Annotated in this window: 27 protein-coding genes; 11 read left to right on the top strand and 16 right to left on the bottom strand. The window is 64.6% G+C overall.

What is annotated here, in order from left to right:
• Positions 1 to 40 precede the first annotated feature (40 nt).
• Positions 41 to 826, bottom strand: a complete 786-nt coding sequence (locus JOE60_RS01780; protein ID WP_167265484.1) for a helix-turn-helix domain-containing protein — start codon at positions 824 to 826, stop codon at positions 41 to 43.
• A gap of 40 nt (positions 827 to 866) precedes the next feature.
• Here JOE60_RS01780 and JOE60_RS01775 point away from each other — a divergent pair, with 40 nt between their 5' ends.
• Together JOE60_RS01775 and JOE60_RS01770 are read left to right on the top strand one after the other, a co-directional pair.
• Positions 867 to 2,639, top strand: a complete 1,773-nt coding sequence (locus tag JOE60_RS01775; RefSeq protein WP_239528788.1) for an ABC transporter ATP-binding protein — start codon at positions 867 to 869, stop codon at positions 2,637 to 2,639.
• Positions 2,636 to 4,390: an ABC transporter transmembrane domain-containing protein gene (locus JOE60_RS01770; protein ID WP_167265489.1), complete on the top strand. Its 1,755-nt coding sequence runs from the start codon at positions 2,636 to 2,638 to the stop codon at positions 4,388 to 4,390. The genes JOE60_RS01775 and JOE60_RS01770 overlap by 4 nt, the downstream gene beginning before the upstream one ends.
• Here JOE60_RS01770 and JOE60_RS01765 read toward each other — a convergent pair.
• Positions 4,373 to 5,263, bottom strand: coding sequence for a spermidine synthase (locus JOE60_RS01765; RefSeq protein ID WP_167265754.1), 891 nt, complete (start codon positions 5,261 to 5,263; stop codon positions 4,373 to 4,375). The genes JOE60_RS01770 and JOE60_RS01765 overlap by 18 nt on opposite strands.
• A 119-nt stretch (positions 5,264 to 5,382) precedes the next feature.
• Here JOE60_RS01765 and JOE60_RS01760 point away from each other — a divergent pair, with 119 nt between their 5' ends.
• Positions 5,383 to 5,553 (top strand): hypothetical protein, encoded by a 171-nt coding sequence (locus tag JOE60_RS01760; protein ID WP_167265491.1) that lies wholly within the window; start codon positions 5,383 to 5,385, stop codon positions 5,551 to 5,553.
• A 6-nt stretch (positions 5,554 to 5,559) separates the two neighbouring features.
• Here the strand turns inward: JOE60_RS01760 and JOE60_RS01755 are convergent, their stop codons facing one another.
• The 3 genes from JOE60_RS01755 to JOE60_RS01745 are packed head-to-tail and all read right to left on the bottom strand — an operon-like array spanning position 5,560 to position 7,115.
• Positions 5,560 to 6,069 carry a GNAT family N-acetyltransferase gene (locus JOE60_RS01755; RefSeq protein WP_167265494.1) on the bottom strand — a complete coding sequence of 170 codons (510 nt, stop codon included), beginning with the start codon at positions 6,067 to 6,069 and terminating at the stop codon, positions 5,560 to 5,562.
• A gap of 3 nt (positions 6,070 to 6,072) precedes the next feature.
• Positions 6,073 to 6,744: an O-methyltransferase gene (locus tag JOE60_RS01750; protein ID WP_167265496.1), complete on the bottom strand. Its 672-nt coding sequence runs from the start codon at positions 6,742 to 6,744 to the stop codon at positions 6,073 to 6,075.
• Positions 6,745 to 6,782: 38 nt separating this feature from the next.
• Positions 6,783 to 7,115 (bottom strand): thiamine-binding protein, encoded by a 333-nt coding sequence (locus JOE60_RS01745; RefSeq protein WP_167265497.1) that lies wholly within the window; start codon positions 7,113 to 7,115, stop codon positions 6,783 to 6,785.
• 91 nt (positions 7,116 to 7,206) lie between these two features.
• Between JOE60_RS01745 and JOE60_RS01740 the strand changes: the two genes are divergently transcribed.
• A complete protein-coding gene (locus JOE60_RS01740; protein ID WP_167265499.1) occupies positions 7,207 to 7,836 on the top strand; it encodes a TetR/AcrR family transcriptional regulator in 630 nt (209 codons plus the stop codon).
• A 46-nt stretch (positions 7,837 to 7,882) separates the two neighbouring features.
• Here JOE60_RS01740 and JOE60_RS01735 read toward each other — a convergent pair whose 3' ends face one another.
• Genes JOE60_RS01735 through JOE60_RS01720 form a run of 4 tightly spaced genes read right to left on the bottom strand, consistent with a single transcriptional unit; the run spans position 7,883 to position 10,316 of the window.
• On the bottom strand, positions 7,883 to 8,194 hold the full coding sequence (locus JOE60_RS01735; RefSeq protein ID WP_167265501.1) for an AzlD domain-containing protein: 312 nt from the start codon (positions 8,192 to 8,194) through the stop codon (positions 7,883 to 7,885).
• Positions 8,191 to 8,961 carry an AzlC family ABC transporter permease gene (locus JOE60_RS01730; RefSeq protein WP_167265503.1) on the bottom strand — a complete coding sequence of 257 codons (771 nt, stop codon included), beginning with the start codon at positions 8,959 to 8,961 and terminating at the stop codon, positions 8,191 to 8,193. The genes JOE60_RS01735 and JOE60_RS01730 overlap by 4 nt, the downstream gene beginning before the upstream one ends.
• The gene (locus tag JOE60_RS01725; protein WP_167265505.1) at positions 8,958 to 9,392 is read right to left on the bottom strand and encodes a DoxX family protein; all 435 of its coding nucleotides are present in this window, start codon (positions 9,390 to 9,392) and stop codon (positions 8,958 to 8,960) included. The genes JOE60_RS01730 and JOE60_RS01725 overlap by 4 nt, the downstream gene beginning before the upstream one ends.
• Before the next feature lie 36 nt (positions 9,393 to 9,428).
• Entirely contained in the window at positions 9,429 to 10,316 is an 888-nt protein-coding gene (locus tag JOE60_RS01720) for a glycerophosphodiester phosphodiesterase family protein (protein ID WP_167265507.1), read from the bottom strand.
• 50 nt (positions 10,317 to 10,366) lie between these two features.
• Between JOE60_RS01720 and JOE60_RS01715 the strand changes: the two genes are divergently transcribed.
• Positions 10,367 to 11,722: a DUF445 domain-containing protein gene (locus JOE60_RS01715; protein WP_167265509.1), complete on the top strand. Its 1,356-nt coding sequence runs from the start codon at positions 10,367 to 10,369 to the stop codon at positions 11,720 to 11,722.
• Here the strand turns inward: JOE60_RS01715 and JOE60_RS01710 are convergent.
• Together JOE60_RS01710 and JOE60_RS01705 are read right to left on the bottom strand one after the other, a co-directional pair.
• Complete coding sequence (locus JOE60_RS01710) at positions 11,719 to 12,468, bottom strand: LamB/YcsF family protein (protein WP_167265511.1); 750 nt, start codon at positions 12,466 to 12,468, stop codon at positions 11,719 to 11,721. The genes JOE60_RS01715 and JOE60_RS01710 overlap by 4 nt on opposite strands.
• A complete protein-coding gene (locus JOE60_RS01705) occupies positions 12,452 to 13,303 on the bottom strand; it encodes a hypothetical protein (protein ID WP_167265513.1) in 852 nt (283 codons plus the stop codon). Before JOE60_RS01705 ends, JOE60_RS01710 begins: the two co-directional genes overlap by 17 nt.
• Before the next feature lie 191 nt (positions 13,304 to 13,494).
• Here JOE60_RS01705 and JOE60_RS01700 point away from each other — a divergent pair, with 191 nt between their 5' ends.
• Together JOE60_RS01700 and JOE60_RS01695 are read left to right on the top strand one after the other, a co-directional pair.
• Positions 13,495 to 14,811, top strand: a complete 1,317-nt coding sequence (locus tag JOE60_RS01700) for an MFS transporter (RefSeq protein ID WP_167265515.1) — start codon at positions 13,495 to 13,497, stop codon at positions 14,809 to 14,811.
• 30 nt (positions 14,812 to 14,841) lie between these two features.
• Positions 14,842 to 15,255, top strand: a complete 414-nt coding sequence (locus JOE60_RS01695; protein ID WP_167265517.1) for a DUF6855 family protein — start codon at positions 14,842 to 14,844, stop codon at positions 15,253 to 15,255.
• Here the strand turns inward: JOE60_RS01695 and JOE60_RS01690 are convergent, their stop codons facing one another.
• Positions 15,256 to 16,242 (bottom strand): LacI family DNA-binding transcriptional regulator, encoded by a 987-nt coding sequence (locus JOE60_RS01690; protein ID WP_167265519.1) that lies wholly within the window; start codon positions 16,240 to 16,242, stop codon positions 15,256 to 15,258.
• A gap of 46 nt (positions 16,243 to 16,288) precedes the next feature.
• Positions 16,289 to 16,669, bottom strand: a complete 381-nt coding sequence (locus JOE60_RS01685; RefSeq protein ID WP_239528787.1) for an META domain-containing protein — start codon at positions 16,667 to 16,669, stop codon at positions 16,289 to 16,291.
• Between the two features lie 465 nt (positions 16,670 to 17,134).
• Between JOE60_RS01685 and JOE60_RS01680 the strand changes: the two genes are divergently transcribed.
• From JOE60_RS01680 to JOE60_RS01670, 3 genes are all read left to right on the top strand, one after another.
• On the top strand, positions 17,135 to 17,407 hold the full coding sequence (locus JOE60_RS01680; protein ID WP_167265521.1) for a hypothetical protein: 273 nt from the start codon (positions 17,135 to 17,137) through the stop codon (positions 17,405 to 17,407).
• Between the two features lie 79 nt (positions 17,408 to 17,486).
• On the top strand, positions 17,487 to 18,626 hold the full coding sequence (locus tag JOE60_RS01675; protein ID WP_167265523.1) for a Gfo/Idh/MocA family oxidoreductase: 1,140 nt from the start codon (positions 17,487 to 17,489) through the stop codon (positions 18,624 to 18,626).
• Positions 18,623 to 19,417, top strand: a complete 795-nt coding sequence (locus tag JOE60_RS01670; RefSeq protein WP_167265525.1) for a TIM barrel protein — start codon at positions 18,623 to 18,625, stop codon at positions 19,415 to 19,417. Before JOE60_RS01675 ends, JOE60_RS01670 begins: the two co-directional genes overlap by 4 nt.
• On the opposite strand, the gene JOE60_RS01665 is transcribed toward JOE60_RS01670, so the two are convergent.
• Both JOE60_RS01665 and JOE60_RS01660 read right to left on the bottom strand, forming a co-directional pair.
• Positions 19,414 to 20,409 carry a Gfo/Idh/MocA family protein gene (locus tag JOE60_RS01665; protein ID WP_167265527.1) on the bottom strand — a complete coding sequence of 332 codons (996 nt, stop codon included), beginning with the start codon at positions 20,407 to 20,409 and terminating at the stop codon, positions 19,414 to 19,416. The genes JOE60_RS01670 and JOE60_RS01665 overlap by 4 nt on opposite strands.
• A 2-nt stretch (positions 20,410 to 20,411) precedes the next feature.
• Complete coding sequence (locus JOE60_RS01660; RefSeq protein WP_167265529.1) at positions 20,412 to 21,614, bottom strand: Gfo/Idh/MocA family protein; 1,203 nt, start codon at positions 21,612 to 21,614, stop codon at positions 20,412 to 20,414.
• Positions 21,615 to 21,734: 120 nt separating this feature from the next.
• Between JOE60_RS01660 and JOE60_RS01655 the strand changes: the two genes are divergently transcribed.
• Positions 21,735 to 22,748 carry a LacI family DNA-binding transcriptional regulator gene (locus JOE60_RS01655; RefSeq protein WP_314324074.1) on the top strand — a complete coding sequence of 338 codons (1,014 nt, stop codon included), beginning with the start codon at positions 21,735 to 21,737 and terminating at the stop codon, positions 22,746 to 22,748.
• Here the strand turns inward: JOE60_RS01655 and JOE60_RS01650 are convergent.
• Positions 22,745 to 23,656, bottom strand: a complete 912-nt coding sequence (locus tag JOE60_RS01650; protein ID WP_167265533.1) for an EamA family transporter — start codon at positions 23,654 to 23,656, stop codon at positions 22,745 to 22,747. The two genes, JOE60_RS01655 and JOE60_RS01650, sit on opposite strands and share 4 nt — an antisense overlap.
• Positions 23,657 to 23,722 lie beyond the last annotated feature (66 nt).

Genomic DNA, 23,722 nt, shown 5'->3' with positions numbered 1-23,722 from the left:
CCTACCCTAACAACGCGACTGCGGCGAGAGCTGGCGGATTCTATTCGGAACCGGCCAAAGAGTGGTGGTTTCCGGCCTTAAGCGAGGACACGTACCAACCGGGAGTGTGCCCCATCACCTTCCTGAACACCTGCACGAAGGCGCTGGGATTGTTGTAGCCCACACGCCGGCTGACGGAAGAAACCGGGTACCCGGCCGCCAGCAACCCCAAGGCAACACGCACCCGCGCGTGTATGCGCCACTGGGCAAACGTCATCCCCGTCTCCTTGTGGAACAGGCGGGACAGGTTGCGGACGCTGATGGCAACCTCCGCGCCCCACTCCTCCAGCGAGCGGTCCAAGGCGGGATCATCCAGGAGTGCGCGGGCAATAAGCTCCAGCCGCGGATCCTGGGGCATGGGCAACAGCATGGGCCGGGCATCCACCACATCCAGCAACCCCACCACCACCTGACCGGAGCTTTCCCTGATGGAGTCATCCATGTCGAACATGCTCATGTGGCGCAGCAACTCCTGTGCTGCTGCAGGAACGGTGACTGCCGTGGTTCGGCTTTCCAGCTCCGGCGCAACCCGGGCACTGAAGTGCGAGCAGTAGAAGCCCGTTCCCTGGGTGGATTTCACCGCATGAACCACGCCCGCCGGAATCCACAGCCCCAGGGTGGCCGGGACAGCAAAAAAGCCGCCATCAGCTTCCACGGTCAGCACTCCACGGGCACCCCACAGCAATTCGTGGGTCTGGTGGACGTGCTCCGTCCAGGTGGCAGGGGTGGCGCATTCGAAGTATCCCGTGGAGACCTGTCCGGATTGCGATATGGGCTGGCTGGTCATGTGGCCTTCTTGAAGTTAGGTGAGCCTTACCATGGTAAGCATGCCTTCCAGTTCCGCCATTCAGTCCTGCCCGCCCGGGCGTAACAAACCAACGCCCCCTTGGAAGGCCTCCCGCCTGTTCAACTACGCACTGTTCGCCAACGGCCGGTGGAAGCTGTTCCTGATGGGCTGCGCCGGGCTGGGCCTCCACCAAGTCAGCGAAGCGTTGGTTCCCGTGACCATCGGCGCTGCGGTGGACAATGCCATCCAACCGAACAATGCCGCAGCCCTTCTGTGGTGGATCGGCGCCCTGGCGGTGGTGTTCGTGGTGCTGGCCCTTTCATGGCGGCTTGGCACCCTGGCCACCGAGCGTTCCTTCCTGGACGGCTCCCACGACCTCCGGCAGTTGGCAGTGGAGCGGATCCTGCACCCCCGCGGCATGGCCAGCCGACGCGCACCCGGCGAGGTAGTGGCAATCGCATCTTCCGACGCGGACAGGGTTGCCGGCTTGTCCTGGCTGATCGCCGGCGGGCTCGCGGCTGCTGCGGGCGTCGTGACGGCGGCAGCGTCCCTGCTGATGATTTCAGTGCCGCTGGGCATCGCCGTCCTGGCGGCGACTCCCATCGTGCTGGTGGTGATGCACCGCCTGACCAAACCCCTCGAAGACCGGAGCGACGTCGAACAGTCCTCCGCTGCCCGGGCCGGTGCTTTGGCGACCGACTTCATCACGGGATCGCGGCCCCTCAAAGGCCTCGGAGCCGAAGAGGCAGCGGTTTCCCGCTACCGTGCTGCCAGCCGGACATCATTGCAGGCAGGCTTGCGGGCCGTCCGTTCCCGTTCCGCCTACAACGGCGCCAGCACCGCTCTCTCAGCCGCCTTCCTGGCCGGCATCGCCTTCTACGCCGCATGGTTTGCCGTGCAAGGAAGCATCACCGTGGGGCAGTTGGTGGCTGTTGTCGGGGTGGCCCAGTTCGTCCAAGGACCCATGGCCTCACTTGGCTTCCTCAGCGTGGAACTCGCGCGCAAACGCGCCTCGGCGGCGCGCATCGCCGTGCTGCTCGCCGAACCGGACGCAGTTCCGGCACCTGAACGGGCAGAACACACGACGGCGACACCCGGCCCAGGCGCAAAGCCCGCCTTGGTTCGGCAGGAAGCTCCGTTGCTCGAACTCCTGGACCACCCAGCGGCGGGCGCTTTCCCGCCCTTCACGGCGTCGCCGGGGGAAATCGTGGGCATTGTGCTCCCGGACGGGACCCAAGCCCGCCGGCTGGTGGACATCCTGGGATTCCGCTCCCCCGCTCCCCGTGGCTTGGTGGCCATCGACGGCCGGGACGCAGCAGGCCTGGATCCCGTTCACGCCCGCTCCGCAGTGTTCGCAGACAGCCATGACGGCGTGCTGTTCCGCGGCAGTGTCCGGGAGAACGTCGCAGCAGGAAACGACGCACTGGAGGAGCGCGCCATGGCCGCTGCCGCCGTCGACGACTTTGTAACCCAGCTGCCCGAAGGCACGGAAACGGTACTGTCCGGCCACGGCCAGAGCCTGTCCGGCGGCCAGCGGCAGCGCCTGGTCCTGGGCCGTGCACTGCACCGACAGCAACCCGTGCTGGTCCTGCACGACCCCACCACCGCCGTCGACACCGCAACCGAAGCCGTGATCGCCCATGGTTTGCGGAACTTCCCGGACAAGGCCTTGGTGCTGGTGACCACCAGCCCCACACTGCTGGCCGCCTGCCACCGGGTGGTGATGGGCGGGGGCAGCGCTGAGGCGCAAAGCGGCACCCATCGCGAACTCCTGGCCACGTCCGCAGACTACCGCCAGGTGGTGGGCGCGTGAGCACCGGAATCCTTCCCATTGCCACGCCACGCCAGACCCGGAAGGCCATGTGGCGCCTGCTGGCGCAACGACCCGGGAGGCTCACCCTGACCATTGGGGTGCTCTTGGCGGCGTCCTGCTGCGGGCTGGCAGCGCCGGCCATCCTGGGCGTCATGGTCAACATTGCGGCGGGCGGAGGAGACGTCCTGTCCCTCCTGTTGCTGGCCGCAGGACTGTTGGTGGCTGGCGGCCTGGGTGCCTTGCTGGGTATTTTGGGCCAAAACATGCTGGCCAGGATCTGCGAAGAGGCGCTGGCAAGCCTGCGCGAGGAAGTGTTCGCCGCCGCTGTCCGCAAACCGCTGGGGCAGCTCGAAAAGGCAGGCATCGGCGACGTCGTGGCCCGCGTATCCGGCGACGTTGAGGCAGTCAGCGACGCCATTTCCGGCGTCCTCCCGGCGTTCACCAGCGCTGCCTTCACCATTGCCGTCACGCTGCTGGGCCTCAGTGTGATCGACTGGCGATTTGCCGCGGCCGTGCTGATTGCCGCGCCGTTGCAGGTGTTCACCCTCCGCTGGTTCCTCAAGCGGACCGAGCCCATCTACAGGACCGTCCGGATCACCGAGGCAGCCAGGACCGAGCAGATCATCGAGACGGTCCACGGCTCACCGTCCGTCCTGGCCCTGGGTCTCGGATCGCGCCACGCAGACCTTGTTGCGGCAGCCTCCCGCGAGAACATCGGGCACGCGCTCAAGGGCGTCAACTACCTGACGCGCTTCTACAACCGCCTCAACATGGCCGAGCTGATCGGCCTCTCCGCGGTGCTGGTGGTGGGGTTCTGGCTTCATGCCGAGGGCGCTGTGACAATCGGCGCTGCCACTGCCGCCGCACTGTACTTCTACCGGCTTTTCGATCCGATCGGCTTGGTCCTGGGACAGTTCGACGAACTCCAGAAGGCTGCAGCCGGGCTTGGCCGGATGTTCGGGCTGACCATGTCCGCTGCGCCGGAGGCCACCCCCAGCCCAGCCAAGGCTGCTGATTCAGGCATCATCCTGGACGGCGTCACCTTCTCCTATCCCGGGCAGCGCCCCGCGCTGGAAGGCGTCTCGCTCACAGTGAAGCCCGGTGAGCGGGTGGCGATTGTGGGAACGTCGGGTGCCGGCAAAACCACCCTCGCCAAGGTGATCATGGGCCTGGAACATCCGGACAGCGGAACTGCCTGGGTGGGCGGGCTGGATTCAACCGCCGCGGCTCCAGCGGACCTGCACCAGCGGATTGCGATGGTCAGCCAGGAGGTGCACGTTTTCTCCGGCACTCTCGCCGAGGACCTCCGGCTGGCCAGGCCCGGAGCTTCCGTGGCGGACCTCCAGCTGATTCTTCAGGACGTGGGAGCCTCCTGGGTGGAGACGCTCGACGACGGATTGGAGACCCATGTGGGTGCTGGTGGCCACGGGCTCACACCGGAGCAAGCTCAACAGCTGGCCCTTGCCCGGTTGATGCTCAAGGACCCGCCCATTGCGGTCCTGGATGAGGCCACCGCGGAAGCCGGCACGGGCTCCGCAACCATGCTGGACCACGCCGCTGAGGCTGCCTTGGCCGGCAGGACATCCGTGGTGATCGCACACCGCTTGTCCCAGGCCGCTTCCGCGGACACCGTGGTGGTGATGGAACACGGCCGGATCATGGAGTCAGGATCGCATGCCGATCTGCTGGCTGCAGGCGGACGCTACGCCACCTTGTGGGAGGCGTGGAACAGCTCATTCAGCCGGAGTTGAGGTGGGTTCCGGGTCATGACGCTCGGGCGTGCCCGCCGCGAAGGCGCGCACCTTGGCGTCATTCCATATATGCGCCGGTACGCCACCGCCCAGGAGCCTGCGGGCAAGGGTGGGATCGTCCCCGAAGGGAGTGTGGCTTCCGGCCATGATCATGTTGCCGTAGCGGCGTCCTTTGAGCATGGCCGGGTCCGCGATGATCATGGTGTGTTCAAAGGTATCGGCGATGGTGGCGGCGTCGGCCCTGGCGTTCTTGAGGTCCGGAGCGTCCCCGGAGTTCACCACGTACAGTCCATCCGGGGCCAGCACTGAGTCCGCGTGTGCCGTGAATTCGCGGGTGGTCAGCGCGCGGGGCGTGAAGGCGCCGGCGAAGACATCGCGGATGATCAGGTCACGGGTGTCCGGAGTGAGCGATTCGGTCACTTGCCGGGCCTCACCCACCCGGATCCGCAGTAGGGGTGCTTTGGGGAGGTCGAACCAGCCGCGCACGTAATCGGCCAGCTTTCCGTCCAACTCCACCACCACCTGCCGTGCGTCAGGGTAAGCGGCATGGAAGTACCGCGCCATGGAGCATGCTCCCCCGCCCAGGTGCAGTGCGCGGAGCTTGGGCTTCTGCTCCCGCGGCCACCGGGATTCAACCAATGCCGCGATCCAGCGCATGTATTCAAAGTCCAGGAACAGCGGATCAGCCAGGTCTATGTGCGAGCTCATCACGCCGTTGATCTTCAGCAGCCAGCCGTTGGAGTTGTCCTGGTCCTGCAGCAACTCGCAGTCGCCGGTATCGATGTAGTAGACCCCTGCCACCGGACCGCTGGGGCGGGTGCCGGAAGGCACCTCGACTACACCCGTCGTCGGCCTCTTACCGCGTTTTGCCACTATTTCCGTCCTGCCCACGTCATGCTCCCAGCCTAGTGGAGCAGTCATGCGGGAGTGTCCGACAACACATTTAGTAAGGCTACTTACAGATACGGCCGCGTGAGACCTAAGATCGGTTCATGGATCTTGGAGCAACACTGTGGGCTGAGGTGCTGACCGTGCTGGTGGCATGGCTCACCGTGGTTTGCCTCCTGGTGGCACGCGTGCCCAAACTGCCCGGCCTCCTGGATCCCCTGCCGGAGGACCAGGACGCCGAAGAGCACGCGCCCCCGCCGCGGCAGGGCGAGTAAAACCTTCTACCGCAGAGGCACGACGCCGGAACGCACCATCCTGTGTTCGGGCAGTGAGTGCCACGATGGATCGCAGAGTTGGCGCTTGCCGTCCGGTACGAAGCCGTTGCGGCGATAGAAAGCCTCCGCGCGAGGATTGTCATCCAGCACCCAGAGGTATGCCGGCCCATCGCCAATGAGCGCATCCACCAGGCCCTGGCCCACTCCACGGCCATGGACCCGCTCCAGCGTGTAGAGCATGAAAAGTTCCGTAGCGCAGGGGCTGTCGTCATCCGTGCCCGGACCTGCTGCCCCCAACCCCACCAATTCGCCCTCGGGATCATGGGCCAGTACGCGGGTGTGGCCGGCAGCGATGAACTTGCGGTAGCGTGCAATGCGTTCCGGCAAACCCGCTTCCTGCTTGGCAAAGAACTCTGCAGGCAGCAAGTGGCCGTAGCTCTCGCGCCATGATTGAACGTGCATCAGGGCCATGGCCTCGGCGTCCTCAACAGTCGCCGGGCGGAACGTGAAATCCATACTTCACAGTACCTTTGCCACGGCGAAACCATCCCAGCCTTTGCTCCCCACCGTCTGGATGGCGGTAGCGTCCAGGCGGGGATCCCGGCCCAGCATCTCCAGCATCCGGACAATTCCCGGGGCATTGACCTGGTCCCGGGCCGGATCCAGGATGGCGCCGTCCCAAATGACGTTGTCCACCACAATGACCGTTCCCGGGCGTCCAAGACGGATGGCCCAGTCCACGTAGTTGGCGTTGTTTTCCTTGTCCGCGTCAATGAATACGAAGTCGAACGGCTCCTCCCCGGCCAACGCCGGCAACGTGTCCAGGGCCGCTCCCACACGGATGTCCACCTTGTAACCCACCCCGGCGGCATCCAGGTTTGCCCTGGCAACATCGGCGTGCTTCCGGAGGTATTCGCACGTGACTATCCGGCCGTCGTCGGGCAGTCCCTGGGCCATCCACAGACTGCTGAACCCGGCCAGCGTGCCGATCTCCAGAACCCGCCGGGCGCCGGAGATTTCCACCAGCATCCGCAGCAGCTTGCCCGCGTTGGGGGCAACCTCAATAGGCGGCATACCCGCCTCCATGGCGGAGCTCACCGCACGCCGGTGGGAGGCATCGGGATGCACGACGACGTCAGTCAGGTACTGCTCCACGTCGCCCCACCCGGGCTGGGTCACGTGTTCGATCATGAGCCCAGTGTTGCACTCACGCCGGAGACAGGAAAGGACTATTCCGAGGCGGAAATGGCGTCTTCCAAACGCTCAACTTTGCCGGTCAGCTCGCCGCTGTAACCGGGACGGATATCCGCCTTGATCACCAGGGAGACGCGGCTGCCAAACCTGCCAACGGCCTCGGTGGCGCGCTTGACGACGTCAAAGACCTCATCCCACTCACCCTCAATGGTGGTGAACATGGAGTCGGTGTGGTTGGGCAGTCCGGACTCCCGGACGATCTTTACGGCCGCTGCCACGGCGTCATGCACCGAGGCCTCGGGGTTGGTTGCGCCGTCATGGGAGGACGCGGGCTGGCCGGAGGGGGCAACTGAAAATGCAAGCAACATAAATCCAGTGTTTCACGTACCGATTTGTCATATAAGAACGTACTCCCGCGTAACAACAGGGCGGGGCCCCCGCGTTGCTACCCTGACAAACATGGAACAGCCCTCTGAACGCAAGCCCCTCAGGGCAGACGCCGCACGGAACGTGGACAAAATCATCACCGCCGCCCGGCAATGCTTCCGCGAGCACGGTCCCGAAGTACCCCTGCAGACCATCGCCGCCACCGCCGGGGTGGGACCCGCAACGCTGTTCCGCAACTTCTCGGACAAGGAGCAACTGGTGCTGGCCGCATTGTCGCGGCAGCTGCGCCAGAATGTGGATCCGGTGGCGGAAGCAGCCCTGGACGGAATGGACGCCGCGGAAGGACTCATCAACGTCATTGACGCCGTGATGCAGGTAGCCAGCGAGGACGCCAACCTCCTGGACGCCGTCGCAGGCCGCCGCGGGCTCCTGATCGGGATCACCCGCGGCATCATTGGCTCCATCGACACCTTGCTGCAGCGTGGCCAAGGACAGGGTTCCCTGCGGCGCGACATCACCATCGAGGACATGGTCCGGCTGATCGCCATGCTGATCGGCGCTGTGGACACCATGGAACCGGGCTCCGAGGCGTGGAAACGGCCGGTGGCATTGGTAGAAGATGCCATCCGTACCGAACGGCCGTCACGCCCACTCCCCGAGCAGTCGGACATCCCCGGCGTCACGCTGACAGCGGCTGAGTAGCGCTTAGCCGCTGACCGGTTTCCGCGGCGTTTCCGCAGCCCGGCAGCTAGCCCCAGCCGAGCAGGCGCAGGATTGCAGCTGCGGCAGCTCCTGATATCACCACCACAAGGAAGGGCGCCCGGAGCCACAGCGCGACAGCGGCCGCCACCAAAGCGCCCATGCGTGCGTCCAGCACCAGCCCCTGGCCGGAAGCCACCGCATTCACCACCGTCAACGATGCCAACAACCCGATGGTCATGGTCCCGGCGACGTGCATGATCCGCGGGTTCTCCAGCAACCTGGCCGGAACAAAGTAGCCCACCAACTTGGTGACATATGCCAGAGCGCAGGCAATCAGGATCCACAGCCACAGGTTCATTGCGCACCTCCGTGCTCGCGCGGGTGCTTGTCCGGTTGCTTGTCCGGGTAGGGATCCACGTCCGGTTCAAGGCCCTCATCCAAACGCGCATGGCTGAACCAGCCGATGGCGCCGGCCACAACGGCTGCCACCAGGATCGGCACACCGGACGGCACAAACGGCACGGCAAGGACGGTGGCCAAAGCGCAGGCAGCGGCGATGGCCCACGGTTCCCGGCCCTTAAGCCGTGGCCACAGCAACGCCAGGAACGCCGCGACAGCGGCCCCATCCAGCCCCCACTGTTTGGGATCGCCCATGGCATCACCGGCCAGCGCCCCGATCGCCGTGAAAATATTCCACAGGATGAATATGCCAATGCCCGCGGTCCAGAAACCCCGCCGCTGTTCGTCCACGTCTGACTGCCCGGACGCCGTCGCCGTCGATTCGTCAATGGTGACGTGCGCAGAGAGGTAGCGCTTCCAACCCCCGGGACGCAGCATGGCGTTGATCTGCATGCCGTAAATACCGTTCCGCAAACCCAGCAGTGCGCTGGCAGTCATGGCGGCCACACCGGAACCGCCACCTGCCACTACGCCGATGAAAGCGAATTGGGAGCCACCGCTGAACAGGAGAAGGCTCAGCACCATGGTCTGCCAGAAATCGAAACCGGACGCAACAGACAGTGCGCCAAAAGACACCCCATACAGGCCGGTGGCGATGCTCAAGGACAGGGCTACCTTGAAGGCCGGCGAATCCTTGAGCCGCAGGGGAACGGCTCCCCCGGTCATTTCCTGAGGCTCCAGGACCACAGGATCAGCGGAATCTGGAGGGGAAGGCGCCCGGTGTGGATCTTGCGCTCAGCCTTGGTGCCAGTGGGTCCGTAGGCCCGCCTGAGGGCGTCTATATGCCCGGCAAGGAATGCGGTGAACATGGCCGTGGTGGCGTCGGCGGCAACCTTCCGGGTAGCCGGTATCAACAGCCCGACGGCCGCAACGCCCTCGATCAGTCCGGACGATGCTATCCATTCATCGCGGGACATCAAGGCCAGAGGCCCGTTGGAACCGGAACCGGGCCCATCAGCGCGGCACAGATAGTCCGGGACCACCGGGTAATAAAAGCGGGGCGTACGGAAGTGCTTCATGGCGCTGGCCATCAGCAGGGCGCTGAGTGCTGCTGCGGAGACGGTCCGGGTTGCTTGGGCTGACCAGCGAAGTGACATGGGATAACTCAATCACACGGCGCGGGCCACCCAAAGTCAGCTGGAGACCATGAGCTGGGCAAGGACCTGCCCGGGTTTGTTGGTAGTGATCTCGTGGATACCCAGGCCGTGGCAGAGCGCCACGTCCTTCTCCGAATCCACCGTCCACACCCTGAAGACCCGTCCATCGTCCATCCAGCGCTGCACATTGCGTGCATGCTCGCGGACATAATCAATCCCGGGGCCGGCGATTCCCACCGTGCCCTGGTCCAGGATCTGCTCGGCGTCCTCCTGCATGGCCTTCATGACGTTGGCTACTGCCCCGCCGGTAAGGAAGCCCAAGCCAAGTTCCTCGCGGATTTCCTTCATTGTGTAGTCGTCCACCAACTGGCAAATGTGTGCAGCAGGCACAGACTCCAGGAGCCGCTGGATGGAGTCGGAATCGAAGCTCATGAAGGAAACCTGAATATTCTCCAGACGGGATTCTTCCGGCGTCCAGCCCTCCTCGGCCAGGAGTTCCAGCACCCGTTCCTCCAGCTTCAAGCCATAGGGGCTGGGATGTTTGAGTTCAATCGCCAATCCAACATCCCGTCCAGCACTGCGCAGAATGTCCAAAAGCTCCGGCAACGTCAGGATCTGGTCTGCGACACCACCGTAGGCCTCAGGGATGCGCGCGCCCTTCCACGAGGAGAAATCCAACCCGCGGAGTTCTTCCAGCGTCCGCTCGGAAACAGGGCCCGTACCGGTGGAGGTGCGGTCCAGGTCTGCATCATGGATCAACACCACGTGTTGATCGCGGGTCAGGTGGACATCGCATTCAACGCCATCGGCACCGTCCTCCAGGGCCTTCAGGTAGGCCGCACGGGTGTGTTCGGCAAAAGCTGCGCTGGCCCCCCGGTGGGCGTAAACCTTTGGCCGGTCCAGGGCGAAGTGGTCGCTCGTCATGCAGACACGGTAACCCACCCGGGGGTACTGGCGGGGGCTACGCTGGGCTAATGCAGGTGAACTCTGAACGAATCCCAGCCGAAGACCTCACCACCCACCCCCTCAAGGGAACCCCGGAGGCAGGTACCGCCCCCACACCCCACAACACCGCCGTCGAGCTTTCCGCCAGCGACCAGGAGAAGGCCGTGGCCCTGCGGCGCATGAAGCGGCTGGCCCTTGGCCTGCTGATCGGCATGGCAGTGATCTTTACGCTGGCCTTCGCGTTCCAGAAGCAGTACCCCTGGCTCGAGTACGTCCGGGCTGCAGCCGAAGGTGGCATGGTGGGTGCCCTGGCCGACTGGTTTGCCGTGACCGCGCTCTTCAAATACCCCATGGGATTGAAGATCCCGCACACCGCGATCATTCCGCGGCGCAAGGACCAGATCGGTGAATCGCTGAGCGACTTCGTGGAGAGCAACTTCCTTTCCCAGGAAGTTGTTCAGGAGAAGCTGGCCAGCATCGACATTGCCCGGAAAGCCGGCACCTGGCTCTCCTCGCCGGGCGGCGCAGACCGCGTTGCCAAGGAAGGCGGCGCGGTGATCCGCGGCGCGTTCACAGTGTTGAACGACGACGACGTACAGGCCGTGATCGAAGGCATGGTCCGGAAGCATCTGCTGACGCCGCCGTGGGGACCGCCCGTGGGCAAGCTTGCTGAAAGGGTGTTCGCCGACGGCCACCACCACAAACTTGTTGACCTGCTGGTAGATCGCGCTGCCGACTGGGTGGATGCCAACCATGACACTGTGAACCGCTTGGTCTCCGACCGTTCACCGCTCTGGGTTCCCAACTTTGTGGACGGGCTGGTGGGTGACCGCGTTTATGTGGAGCTCGCCAAGTTCATCAGGGCAGTGCAATCGGATCAGGACCACCAGGTCCGGCAGTCAATCGATGCTTACTTGACCGACCTCGCCCAGGACCTGCAGCACGATCCCGCCATGATTGAGCGGGCAGAAGCCATCAAGGCACAAATCCTGGGTGACCCGGAGGTCCGTGAGCTCGCTTCCCGAACCTGGGGAACGGTCAAGACCGCGCTGCTCAGTGCCGTTGATGATCCTGACAGCGAGCTGAGCCAGCGCTTCAAGGGTGCCGTCCGCGATTTCGGTGGACGTTTGGTCAACGACGACGAACTGGCGGGCAAGGTCAACGCCTGGATCGGCGATGCTGCAGGCTACTTGGTGGACACGTACAGGTCCGATATCGCAGGGGTCATCTCCGACACCGTGGCACGGTGGGACGCCGAGGAAACGTCCCAGAAGATCGAGCTGCAGGTGGGCAAGGACCTCCAGTACATCCGCATCAACGGGACCGTGGTGGGTGCCCTTGCCGGGCTGGCCATCTTCACGGTTGCGCACCTGTTGTTCGGCTAGGCGAACGCCTCGATCTCCACGCCTGCTTGTTCCAGAGCTTGCCGCACGGCGGTGGCCATGGCCACCGCCCCTGGAGTATCTCCGTGAATGCACAAGGAGTCTGCCTGCACCTGGACCACCGATCCGTCCACCGCCACCACTTCCTTGCGGGTAGCCAGGCGAACTGCCTGGGCTGCCACTGCGGCGGGATCGTGCAGGACTGCACCCTCCTGGCTGCGCGGAACCAACGTCCCGTCCGGCAGGTATGCCCGGTCCACAAAGGCCTCGTGGAACACCGGGTGCCCGGCGTCCTCAGCCAGTTTCAACCACGCAGAGCCAGGCAGTCCCAGAACAGGAAGGCCGGGGTCATAGGCATGGACAGCTGCCACCACGGCTTCGGCCTGCTCGGCGTCCTGAACAATCCTGTTGTAGAGCGCGCCATGGGGCTTCACGTAATCCACTGACGCTCCCACCGCGTGGGCCATGCCGTCCAAGGCACCCAGTTGGTACAGCACGTCCCCGAACAACTCGTCAAAGCTCATGTCCAGCGAGCGCCGGCCGAACCCGGCCAGGTCCCGGTAGCCCACGTGGGCACCAACCCTGACGTCCAGGTCAAAGGCCGCGCGGCAGCTGTCCAGCATGGTGAGGGGATCCCCGGCATGGAAACCACACGCAACGTTGGCGCTGCTGACAATAGTGAACATCGAGGCGTCATCGCCCATGGTCCACGAGCCGAAGGACTCGCCCAGATCAGCGTTCAGATCCATGGGAACCACCTTCCACAACAGGGAGTTCGCCCGGGATTTCCTGGGCGTCCGGAGCGGGCTGGATGGCGCCCTTGGAAGCATTGGGCAGCAACTCCCCGGGAACAGTGTCCGGGAGCGTGCCGAAGGCTTCTTTGGCATTGGCCACCACGGCGCGACCCATCATGAGGTTGCCTGCACCGCCCACCACCGCTCCTACACCGAACGGGAGTGCGCGGCCCAGGAAAGCACCGCCTTGCTTCTTGAGCAGATTCTTCAGGAAGGCCTTCTGGATGGCATCGCGGACCACGCCGAATCCGCTCCCCGGGATCTTCCGCGTGAGCGTCTTGCCCCAGGCGTTGGTGACACCTTTGCTGCGCCCCAGCGATTGTCCGCTGAGGGCGCCCAGCAGCGACGTACCTTCCTCGCCCAACATGATGGCCATGACCATGGTCCGGGACCGTTCCGGATCGGTGAGCCGGATGCCGTGAAGCTCGGCCAAGGAGGACGCGTAGAGCGCAGTGGTCTCCAGGAACCCCACCGTGGCCAACGCTGAGAGTCCCAGCGATGCTGCGGTGCCGATTCCGGGAACGACGGCGGTGGCGCCTACTGCGGCACCGCCTCCGGAGATGGCAAACAGGTAGTGGCGCTCAAGTTTCGCGGCGAGTTGCGTCGGGGAGTCATTGGGGTACCTGCGTTGCAGCCTGCGCAGGTTGGCCAAAACCAGCGGGCGCTGTACTTCAACCGCTTTGAGCAGCACATTGTGCACTCCGGGCTTGGCGTTGCCTTGGGCGTCAAACACTGCGTTGTGGGCTGTTTCCTGGGCGATCTTCACCGCCGGGTTGGGGCGCTTGGGCATCTTCACTTCTCCTTGGCAGTCTGTGATCCTTCTGGGGAACTGCTGGGTTCAGACTATGTCACGCCCCTGCATCCCCTTCGACCCTTTCCGCGCTATGTGGACAATTTCCGCGCAGGGCGAATCTACAGGGGCCTGAGCGACCTCCAAGCAAGACCTTCCGCAGCTCCATCAGCCGGGTCTAGGCTGGTGGGATGGCTGCGTTGAGAGCGCTGCGACCCTTTGCACACCGGGAATTCCGGGTGCTGATTTCCGCGCTGTCCATTTCAATCTTTGGCTCCGGCATGTGGGCCGTGGCCATGGTGTACGAGGTCATCCACCTGGGTGGCGGTCCGCTGGAACTGTCCTTGGTTGCCACCGCGGCGAGCGTTGGCCTGGTGGCGTTCGTGTTGGCCGGAGGGATCGCGGCGGACCGGTTCCCACAGCGCCTGCTGATCATCGCCGTGGAAGGCGCCAACCTGGCGGTCATTGCCGCCGTTGCCCTGTTGGCCATGCTGAACGTGCTCCAACTGTGGCATCTGGCCATGGGCGCCTTTGTGCTGGGCATGGGCCAGGCCTTCTTTTTCCCGGCCTATTCGGCGATGCTTCCCCGCATTCTCCCGGCCGAGGACCTCCTGGCAGCCAACGGCATGGAGGGCACGGTCCGGCCCGTCCTCCAACAGGCGGCCGGGCCTGCGTTGGCCGGCATCCTGGTGGCGTCGTTGACGCCGGCGCACGCTATTGCCGGGGTTGCCATCTGCCACTTCCTGGCTTTTGCGATCCTCAACTTTCTGAGCCGGCAGTCACGCCTCGCGGAAGCGCCTGATGCAGCCGCCGGCGGATCCGGAGCGGAGGGGAAATCATCGTTCTTCCGGGATCTCAAGGAAGGTTTCACGTATACGCTGCGCACACCGTGGCTGCTCTGGACCCTGATCTGGGCGTGCTCGTCGGTGCTGTTCCTTATTGGCCCCATCGAGGTCCTCCTCCCCTTCGTGGTCCGGGACCAGCTGGGCGGCGATTCGCGGATGTTCGGTTTCCTGCTGGCAATCATGGGCGTGGGCAGTGCCTCGGCTGCCCTGGTGACGGCGACGCTCCGGCTTCCACGCCGGTACCTCACGGTGATGGTGGTGACGTGGGGTTTGGGAAGCCTGCCGGTGGTTGCCATTGGCTTCATGACCGAGTTTTGGATGCTCGGGGCAGCCATGGTGGTGTTCGGCGCCACGGAGGGTGTCGGCATGGTGATTTGGGGAACGCTCCTTCAACGCCGGGTTCCCCGGCATTTGCTGGGCCGGATCTCCAGCCTGGATTTCTTCGTTTCCTTGGCGCTCATGCCGGTATCCATGGCCCTGGCGGGCCCCGTCGCGGAGGTGGTTCCCATCTGGCTGATCTTCTTCATCGCCGGACTGGTGTGCCCCATCATGGCTTTCGTGGCACTTTTTGCCGCCCGCATGACCACTGACGAGATCCAGAACCCGCTGTCCTCTGAACCATTGGAACCAGAAACTGCTGACACCCGGCCGGGCGCCATATAGCCTGACCACACCGTCAAGAAAGGACAGGTCATGGCAGCTGGAACAGCCGACGATCCGTGGCAACTCACCACTCCACCCGGGTCATCTACCTACACCATGCACAAGGATGAGACCGCGGATCCGCCCGTGATTGTTTGCCAGGTGGGCTCCACCAAACTGCTCTACCAGCTCCGTGCCATCGAGGACCTCCACGCCTGGTTGGTGGAGCAGGGCGGTTGGGTGCCCCTGGGTGCCGCGGACGAGGGCAAGGAAGCTGTGCCCGGAACCGTTGAAGCATGGGGCCGCAGCGAGCACAACCCCGTGGGCGGTTGGTACGGCCTTCGCAAGGGTTACCGGGGACGGTTCGGAATGTACATGCCGCCACTGCTTGAGGCCCTGGGGCTGGCCGAGCTGACCCATGAGAAGCGGAACAACACCATGAAAGCGATCGTCAGCGAAGGATAGCTACCCGGGCGCGGGGCCGGTGGTGCGGCGGACCACCAGGTGCGGTGTCCGCACCAGGTGGCCGGCCGACGTCGTTCCCTCCAGCCGGTCCACCGCCCGGTCCACTGCGGCACGGGCAAGCAACGGCGCATCCTGGCTGATGGAGGACAGCTGAACGTAACCGAGCCGCGCGAATTGGCTGTCGTCGTAGCCCATGATGGAGACGTCCTCTGATACGCGCAGCCCGGCAGCCCGGAGACTCTCCCACACTCCCAGCGCACAGCGATCGTTGAAAGCCACGACGGCGGTGGGCAGGTTTGCTTGCAGGCTACGGCCGGCGCGCAGCCCGTCTTCCTCGGTGGGTCCGCCTGTGACGATGTGGGGATCAAGGCCACGGACCTTCATCTCCTGCGTGAACGCGGCTCTTCTTTGTGGCCCGGACACTGCGTTACCACCGTCAACGTGCGCAATCCGCCGGTGTCCCAGTGAAAACAGGTGTTCCACGGCCAGGGCTATCCCTGCGTGGTCGTCGCTGCTCACCGAATCCACAGCAGGCCCAACGTCGTCACGGAGGAGACTCACAACTGGCATCCGCAGGGCGTAGCCGGCCAGCTCTTCCGGGCTGAGGTGTGGCGACACCATGATCAGCGCCTCGCAGCCCAGGTCCAGCAGGGACTCCACGGCGGCTGTCTCGGGGCGGCCGTTTGCCACCGCGCTGAGCGCGATGTCGTAGCCACGGGCAGTTGCCCCGGCATAGGCAGCATCCACAAGTTCCGCGTGAAAGGCTTGGGACGTTGTGTAGCTGACGCCCAGCAGCCGTGTTCGGGTTGACCGCAGGAGCCTGGCGCGGCTGTCCGGGCGGTAGCCCAGTTCCTTTGCAGCTTGCTGGACCTTCAGCCGGGTGGCTTCGGAGGCCCCGGGGGCATCCCGCATGATGATGGATACCAAGGCACGCGATACGCCCGCGGCTTCAGCCACGTCCATGAGGGTGGGACGTTTCCCGGCCATGGCTCTCCTTTGCTCGGAGCCAGTCTATAGAAGCGTGCCCGCCGGGTTATTTGCCGGCATCAAGGGTGCCGATTTGTTGACCGTCCTGGCCGAACACCGCCAGCTTGCCGTCTTCCTGGATCCTGGCCGTGGCCGCGCCGGACAACCAGGCGTCAATTCCAGGGCAGGCCATCCGGGTTGAAGCGAGGCCAAAGGTGGCCGTTTTGGCCTCTTCCTTCCAGGAGCCCATGAGCCTGTTGCAGCCATCCGTTCCCGAAATGGAACCGTCCGTGTGCAGATCCAAAGAAGGTTTCTGGAGGTTGCCGGGTTCACCCCAGACCCCAACAAAGGGGCTGCCGCCACTGCCTGCGCACCCTGTGAGGGCGACCCCGAAGAACAGTGCAAGGGAGGTGATCCTGGCCCTGCGCATCCGACTCGGCGTCATCATGCCGCCAGTTTAGGGTGGCACGGGCAGTAATGACAGAGCTGGCCATGCTTGGCGGCGGGGCTGCCATGCGTGGGACTCACGGGCCCGGGAAGACCGATCGTGCGGCCGGTCGCGACTCAGACGACCGACCGCACTAGCCCGGTTAACGCAGCGATGGCGCCCCGGGCGGGCCCCAGAACCCGCCACACCCATCGCTGCAACTCCGCCGATGGACCGCGACGCAGCCGAAAAGGGCAACGGCGCTGAACACGTTCCAACGGCATGGGCACTGTTTATGTGCCGTGACCTGCCGGAACGTGACGCGCCAAGCCTGTAAAGATTCCCAACGCTCACTTTGTCCCACCCAACACTCCGCGCCAACAGGGGCAATCGGAAGCAAACCTCCCCGAAACGCATCACTTTCAGGCAGCACCAGCCACCACTAGGTATCAGGGATTTCTAACAAGCCACCACCGGGAGCATGACGTGACACCACACCATGGGATGACCGTGCCAACAGACCTCAGCCTGGTCACCGAGCCTGGCATTCACCTGCTCCTCATGGCGGGGCTGGTCCTCCTGGCAGGGCTCGCCGGCACCGGGACCTTCGTCATTCTCCTGCTGATCACGCCGCTGGCGAAGTTGGCCTTGGACCACACCCGCGCCACCAGGGGTTTCGGCGCACCCAGCACTCGGGGGACCGAAGACGCCGGGTCACGCGTTCCGGCTTCCAACACCCATGGAAGGAAAATCTACTAGAACGATCTAGACGAGGATAAGCCGGCATGGGACCATGGGTTAACTAGAACGATCTAGAAGACTGACTCGAGGAGCCACAATGACGTACCTTCAGCATCCGGTCACCGAAGACCGGCCCGTCCGCATCGCCGTGATCGGGGCCGGGTGGATCGGCGCATTCCACGCTGAATCAATTGCACGCCGCCTCCCCCACGCACGGCTGGAAGCTTTGGCAGATCCTGTGCTTCCGGCACTCGAATCCCTGGCCAGCCGCTTGGGCGTCAGCAAAATCAGCACCGAGGTGGCTGACGTCCTGGCGGACCCGGACGTCGATGCTGTCCTGATTGCCACCCCCTTGCGGTTTCATGCCGACTTGATCACGGCAGCGGCCAAGGCAGGCAAGGATGTCTTCTGCGAGAAGCCCGGTGGACGGACCATTGCGGAGATCGACGCTGCAATCGACGCAGCGGAAAGCGCCGGCGTCGTCCTGCGTTTCGGATTCAATCGGCGCTACTCTGCCGACTTTGCTGCGGCGCGGAAGCTGATCGACTCAGGCGTTGTGGGCACCCCTCAACTCCTTCGCTCCCTGACGCGCGATCCCGGAACCGAGGCAGGCATTCCAAACCCCGGGCGCGTGGCTCCGGGCACGATTTTCCTGGAAACCCTGATTCACGACTTTGACACCCTCAACTGGCTCAACCCCGGCGCCGTCCCGGTGAAAGTCCATGCCGTGGCCGACGCCCTGGTGGCTCCCGATGCCAAGGAAGGCGGCCTGCTGGACACCGCAGTGGTGACAGTGACCTACAGCAACGGGGCCATCGCCGTGGCAGAGGCCAACTTCAACGCCCTCTACGGCTACGACGTCCGGGGCGAGGTCTTCGGCTCCGCAGGCATGGTCACCGCAGGCACGCCCCAGGCAACCAACGCCACCAGCTTCACTGCGGCAGGCATCGGATCGGACACCACCCGGCTGAATATCGATCTCTTCCACGATGCCTACACGGACGAACTCGCCCACTTCGCCCACGACGTCGCCATTCGCCGGGGGTTGGCCGGTGAAGGTTCGACGGCGGCACCTGCGGCTTACGCCGTCGCAGCACCAGGTGGATCCGATGCACGCAATGCGCTGGCCGTGGCACTGGCCGCCTTTGCCTCCGCGCAAAGGGAACTCCCGGTAGATGTGAGCGAGTTTGCAGAGCTCACGCCGGCCGAACCCGCAGTTCAGGGAGCCCGAGCATGAGCTTCCGGCTCGCAGTCTGCGCAGAGATGGTTTACGGCGACCTCCCGCTCCTGGACCGAGTCCGCCGTATCCACGAACAAGGCTTTGGGGTGGAGCTCTGGGATACCCGCGGCCGCGACATCAAGGCGCTTGCTGCGACGGGGGCCAGCTTCTCCTCCATGAGCGGCTACTTTGGCGGGAGCCTGACCGATGCTTCCACGGCCCATGAGGTTCTTTCCTCTGCCGAGAAGCTGATTCCCACAGCCCTGGAACTGGGCATTGAACGCATGGTGGTTCATCCTGCGGAGCTGGGAGAGGGTGGCCGTGCCGTTCGGCCCACGCATCGCTCCACGGGAGAGATGTGGTTGACCGGACTCCGCACCCTGGAACAACTGGGCCGGTTGGGCCAGGAGCACGGGATCGTCTTTGCCCTGGAAAACCTGAACACCATCCTGGACCACCCCGGCATCCCGCTGGCCCGCGCCAAGGACACCATGGCCTTGGTCAAGGCAGCTGATCACCCCAACGTCAAAATGATGCTGGACCTCTATCACGCCCAAATCGGCGAAGGGAACCTGATGGAGCTGGTGCGGGCAGCCCAACCGCACACCGGGGAAATCCAGGTGGCCGACGTGCCCGGCCGGTTCGAGCCCGGCACCGGCGAGATCAATTACCCGGTGATCGCCAAGGCCCTTCGGGATGCCGGCTACACGGGCGTGATCGGCTTGGAAGCCAATGCCTCTGGCGGACAGTCAGTCCAGGCCGGGGATGCAGCGTTGGCGGCCTTCCGGGCGGCGTTCTCTCCCAACTAGTACTTGATCGGTTCCATCCGGCCCGAGCTCAGGGACAGCACGGCAGCCTCGGCAATCGCCTGCGCCTTCAACCCGTCCTCCAAGGAGGGGGCCGGAGCCACTCCGCCATCCAGGGCCGACACAAAGGCGGCAAGTGCGGCGGCATATGTCGGTTGGACCCGTTCAAACCAGCCCGGGTGCAGGCCATCGTCCACCACGGATCCGCCGCGATACCGGGAAACAGCTCCATTCCGGTGCCGCCGGGCCTCCACCATTCCTTCGGACCCCATGATTTCGATCCGTTCGTCGTACCCGTATCCGGTGCGGCGAACGGAATCGATCTGTACCAAAGCACCTCCCGGCAGCCGCAAAGTTACCGCGGAGGTGTCAACGTCGTCGTACGCTGTGATGCCCGGCTCGGCCAACGCCGAACCGGTGGCGAAAACTTCCACGGGGTCAAGGCCGGACAGCCAGCGTGCCAGGTCAAAGAAGTGCACGGTCTGATCACGCATTTGCCCGCCGGAAACGGCCACGTAGGACAAAGGGGGCATGGATGGTCCCCGCGAGGTGAGCTGGATGAGCTCCACTTTCCCGATTTCGCCCGAGTCCACCACGCGCTTGAGCTCCGCGCAGTCGCGGTCAAAACGGCGGTTGAAGTCCACCATCACGGGAACGCCGCTGTCCTGCGCAAACGTGGCGACGTCCCGCGCCCTGTCCAGGTCCAGGTCAATGGGCTTCTCGCACAGGACGGCAATCCCGACGGCGGCAGCCCGGCGGAGGTGCCCGGCGTGCGTGTCGGTGGAGGAGGCAATGAAGACGGCGTCGATCGAGGACGGCTCGAAGACCTCCTCCAGGCTGGACGCAACGGACGCGCCGTGGGCGTCGGCCAATGCTTGTGCGCGTTGCTGGTCCACGTCGTAGACAAGTGTGAAGTCAACGCCGGGGTGCGCGGCCAGGTTGACGGCATGGACAGAGCCGATGAATCCGGCGCCAATGAGTGCAAAACGGGGCATAATCAGACTGCTGCTTTCTCGAGGTTTACAGCCGGCGTGGCGGCGAAGGCCGGGATTTTCCAGGCGGAGTCGTCGTGATGGGAGGCCGCGACGGATTCGACGAACTGCACGCCGATCAGGCCATCAATTCCCGTAGGGAAGGACAGGTCGCGTTGCGGAAGCGGAGTACCGTCACGACGCGCACGGAGAACCTCGGCAAGATCTGAATAGAAGTTGGCGAAGGCCTCCAGGAATCCTTCGGGGTGGCCCAGACCAACCCTGGTGAGCCGTGAAGCATCGGGGTGAAGCGTGCTGAGGCCATGCGTCAGGGTGGTGGTGGCGCCATCAAGGTCCTGGACAGTGAGATGGTGCGGATCCTCGTGCTGCCACTCCAGGCTGCCTTTCTCCCCGAAGACCCGGATCCGCAGCCCATGGTTGTGACCGGTCGCGGCCATGCTGGCCCAAACCCGCGCAGGAACGGACCCGGCGAGTTCCACGTCAACAGTGGCATGGTCAAACACCCTGCGTCCGGGGACCAGGGTTTGAAGCCGCCCGGATACCCGCTGGGCCTCCAGCCCGGTGATGTAGCGAAGCAGGTGGAAGGCGTGGGTTCCCAGGTCCCCCACAACACTGGGGAACCCTGAGATGTCCGGATCCGTGCGCCATTTCGCCTGCTTGTGGCCTGACTTTTCCAAGGGGGTGGCAGCCCAGCCGGAGGCATGCTCGACGTCGACAAACCGGATGGCTCCCAGCTGACCTTCCCGGACCATCCGGGCTGCTTGGCGCACCATGGCGTACGCGGAGTAGCAATGCGGGACAGCCAGCACGGCGTCATTCGCGGCAGCCACCCGGACCAGCTCCGCCGCTGTTTGGGAGTCCCTGGTGAGGGGCTTCTCGCAAACCACCGAAATGCCGGATTCCAGGAAAGCGCGCGCGATCCCGAAATGGCTGTCGTTTGGCGTGGCTACCACCACCACGTCCACCCCGTCCTCACGGGCGGCCTCGGCCTGTGCCATCTGGCGGTAGTCGGCGTAGGTGCGGTCCGCAGGTACGCCCAGTTCCGCGGCGATGGCACGGGAACTGCCCTCCTCCCTGCCGAAGATGCCGGCCTGGAGTTGGTAGTGGCCGTCCAGGCGCATCGCGTAACGGTGCGTTTTGCCGATATCTGCGCCCGCCCCGCCTCCTACCATGCCGGCAGTCAGCTGGCGGCTGTTGGGTGCACTCATGAAGGATCCTCATTGACTCTTTGGAATTTACTTGGACCGGTCCATAATGGCTGGATGAGCAAGGGCGCGTCAACCCCTTAGGCTTGGATGAAGCCGAGGGACACGTGGGAAGGGAACGCTGTGGAAAAAATTGCCGCCAAGCCCACCATCCGCGACGTCGCAGCCGCCGCCGGCGTGTCCAAGTCCCTGGTTTCCTTGGTCCTGCAGGGTTCCGCGAACGTCAGCGAGAGCCGGCGGCGCGCCGTCCTGGACGCCATGGAACAGCTGGGCTACCGCCCCAACAGGCTGGCACAGCGGCTTTCCGGCACACGGACAGGAACCATTGGAGTTGTCCTTAACGACATCCGCAACCCGTGGTTTGTTGAGCTGCTGGAAGGACTGACGGCCTCCCTTCATGCGGCGGGGGTTTCGCCTGTGCTCGCCGACTCCTACACGGACCAGCGCGTGGGACGCAGTTCCGTGGAGACCCTGCTGGAACAGCGCATTGACGGCTTGGTGGTGGTGGGGACCACCAACGAGTCCGCCGCGATCGAAAACGCTGCCCGCAGTATTCCCGTGGTCCTTGCCGGAACGCGCGAACCGCTGCTGCCCGGCGTCGACATTGTGGTCAATGACGACGACGCCGGGGCGCGGCAGGCAACTGAACTCCTGTTGTCCCTGGGTCACCGTCGCGTGGCCCACCTTCAGGGGCCGGGCGAGGTGGGCAGGCTCCGGCGGCTGTCCTTCGAACGGACCATGAGGCAGGCCGGTTGTGAACCAACCACGGTAGCCGGAGGGGTCAGCGAAGAGAGCGCTTACAGTGCTGCGAGCCGCCTGCTGGCCGCTCCCACCAGGCCCACCGCAATCTTCGCCTACAACGACATTGCGTGCATCGGCGCCCTGTCCGCCGCTGATGACCTTGGCCTCTCCGTTCCCAAGGACCTTTCACTGGTGGGCTACGACAACACGTACCTTGCCAAGATCCGCCATCTGTCCCTGACCTCGGTGGACAACGGCAACCTCGCCGTGGGGGTGGAGGCGGGCAAGTTCATCCTGGAGCGGCTCAGCACCCCTGACCTTCCTGCCCGCCTGCACCAGGTCCCCAGCCAACTCCAGGTCCGGGGATCCACGGACCACGCCCCGGCCACGTCCTAGCGGCGTTGTGCCCGCTGACCCGGACGGAGTGCCCGCTGACCCGGACGGAGTGCCCGCTGGCCCGGACGGCCCAGCAGCAACACGGCGGCATTGGAAACAACAATCAACCCGATCCCCACCCACTGCACTGCTGCCAATTCCTGCCGGAGGAGCACAGCCCCTATGATTGCGGCAAACACCGGGTTGATGCTCATCAGCACTCCGAACAGGTTGGCCGGCACACGCCTCAACGCCACAAGATCTGCCACGTAGGGCAGGACGGATGCCAGAACTCCCGCGCCCACTGCACACAGCACGGACACCACATCCACCGGCTGGCTGATAAAGACCACCACGGCCACCGGGAGGAACAGCACTGCCGAAACCCCCGTGGCTGCGGCCGTCCCTTGGATGCCGTGGATTCGACGCCCCACCGTCCGGTTGAGGAGGATGTAAGCGGCCCAACTGCATGCAGCCAGCAAGCCCAGGGCAATGCCCACCCAGTCCATGGAAGCTTTTGGCTGGGTTATGGCAACTACTCCCGCGGCCGCCGCCAGGGCACACACCATGCTGCCGATCCGCCGCGTGCTGATGATGGCCAAAGCCAACGGACCCAGGAACTCCAGCGTCACCGCCAAGCCGAGGCCTATCCTCTGGATTGAGGCATAGAGGCCCAGGTTCATGGTTCCAAAAGATACTGCCAACAGGAGGACCGGCCACCACTGGCGCCACGTGAGCTCGAGCAGCCTGGGCCGGACAATGGGCAGCAGGACAGCAGCTGCCACCAACTGCCGCACAGCAACCACGCCCACCGGGCCCAGTACCGGAAACGCCAATGAGCCGGTGGCCGCCCCGAGCTGATTGGAGAGGGCACTGGCCATGAGGGTAGCCACTCCCTTGGCCTTGCCCGTGGAAACAGTGTTGGTCATGCAAAAAGTCTGATCCTCCGGAACACATCCGCTAAATGCATGGACACCCCTGTTTATGCACGGAAT

Origin of the sequence: Paenarthrobacter ilicis (genome assembly GCF_016907545.1) — a bacterium.
Lineage (GTDB): Bacteria > Actinomycetota > Actinomycetes > Actinomycetales > Micrococcaceae > Arthrobacter > Arthrobacter ilicis.
Note: the sequence above shows the minus strand (reverse complement) of the source record. Positions and strands in the feature narration are given on the sequence as shown.

Excerpts from the sequence above, each read along its gene's own strand:
- JOE60_RS01780 (WP_167265484.1), bottom strand. The coding sequence starts at position 826 with ATGACCAGCCAGCCCATATCGCAATCCGGACAGGTCTCCACGGGATAC.
- JOE60_RS01775 (WP_239528788.1), top strand. The coding sequence starts at position 867 with ATGCCTTCCAGTTCCGCCATTCAGTCCTGCCCGCCCGGGCGTAACAAA.
- JOE60_RS01760 (WP_167265491.1), top strand. The coding sequence starts at position 5,383 with ATGGATCTTGGAGCAACACTGTGGGCTGAGGTGCTGACCGTGCTGGTG.
- JOE60_RS01755 (WP_167265494.1), bottom strand. The coding sequence starts at position 6,069 with ATGGATTTCACGTTCCGCCCGGCGACTGTTGAGGACGCCGAGGCCATG.
- JOE60_RS01750 (WP_167265496.1), bottom strand. The coding sequence starts at position 6,744 with ATGATCGAACACGTGACCCAGCCCGGGTGGGGCGACGTGGAGCAGTAC.
- JOE60_RS01745 (WP_167265497.1), bottom strand. The coding sequence starts at position 7,115 with ATGTTGCTTGCATTTTCAGTTGCCCCCTCCGGCCAGCCCGCGTCCTCC.
- JOE60_RS01740 (WP_167265499.1), top strand. The coding sequence starts at position 7,207 with ATGGAACAGCCCTCTGAACGCAAGCCCCTCAGGGCAGACGCCGCACGG.
- JOE60_RS01735 (WP_167265501.1), bottom strand. The coding sequence starts at position 8,194 with ATGAACCTGTGGCTGTGGATCCTGATTGCCTGCGCTCTGGCATATGTC.
- JOE60_RS01730 (WP_167265503.1), bottom strand. The coding sequence starts at position 8,961 with ATGACCGGGGGAGCCGTTCCCCTGCGGCTCAAGGATTCGCCGGCCTTC.
- JOE60_RS01725 (WP_167265505.1), bottom strand. The coding sequence starts at position 9,392 with ATGTCACTTCGCTGGTCAGCCCAAGCAACCCGGACCGTCTCCGCAGCA.
- JOE60_RS01720 (WP_167265507.1), bottom strand. The coding sequence starts at position 10,316 with ATGACGAGCGACCACTTCGCCCTGGACCGGCCAAAGGTTTACGCCCAC.
- JOE60_RS01715 (WP_167265509.1), top strand. The coding sequence starts at position 10,367 with ATGCAGGTGAACTCTGAACGAATCCCAGCCGAAGACCTCACCACCCAC.
- JOE60_RS01710 (WP_167265511.1), bottom strand. The coding sequence starts at position 12,468 with ATGGATCTGAACGCTGATCTGGGCGAGTCCTTCGGCTCGTGGACCATG.
- JOE60_RS01705 (WP_167265513.1), bottom strand. The coding sequence starts at position 13,303 with ATGCCCAAGCGCCCCAACCCGGCGGTGAAGATCGCCCAGGAAACAGCC.
- JOE60_RS01700 (WP_167265515.1), top strand. The coding sequence starts at position 13,495 with ATGGCTGCGTTGAGAGCGCTGCGACCCTTTGCACACCGGGAATTCCGG.
- JOE60_RS01695 (WP_167265517.1), top strand. The coding sequence starts at position 14,842 with ATGGCAGCTGGAACAGCCGACGATCCGTGGCAACTCACCACTCCACCC.
- JOE60_RS01690 (WP_167265519.1), bottom strand. The coding sequence starts at position 16,242 with ATGGCCGGGAAACGTCCCACCCTCATGGACGTGGCTGAAGCCGCGGGC.
- JOE60_RS01685 (WP_239528787.1), bottom strand. The coding sequence starts at position 16,669 with ATGATGACGCCGAGTCGGATGCGCAGGGCCAGGATCACCTCCCTTGCA.
- JOE60_RS01675 (WP_167265523.1), top strand. The coding sequence starts at position 17,487 with ATGACGTACCTTCAGCATCCGGTCACCGAAGACCGGCCCGTCCGCATC.
- JOE60_RS01670 (WP_167265525.1), top strand. The coding sequence starts at position 18,623 with ATGAGCTTCCGGCTCGCAGTCTGCGCAGAGATGGTTTACGGCGACCTC.
- JOE60_RS01665 (WP_167265527.1), bottom strand. The coding sequence starts at position 20,409 with ATGCCCCGTTTTGCACTCATTGGCGCCGGATTCATCGGCTCTGTCCAT.
- JOE60_RS01660 (WP_167265529.1), bottom strand. The coding sequence starts at position 21,614 with ATGAGTGCACCCAACAGCCGCCAGCTGACTGCCGGCATGGTAGGAGGC.
- JOE60_RS01650 (WP_167265533.1), bottom strand. The coding sequence starts at position 23,656 with ATGACCAACACTGTTTCCACGGGCAAGGCCAAGGGAGTGGCTACCCTC.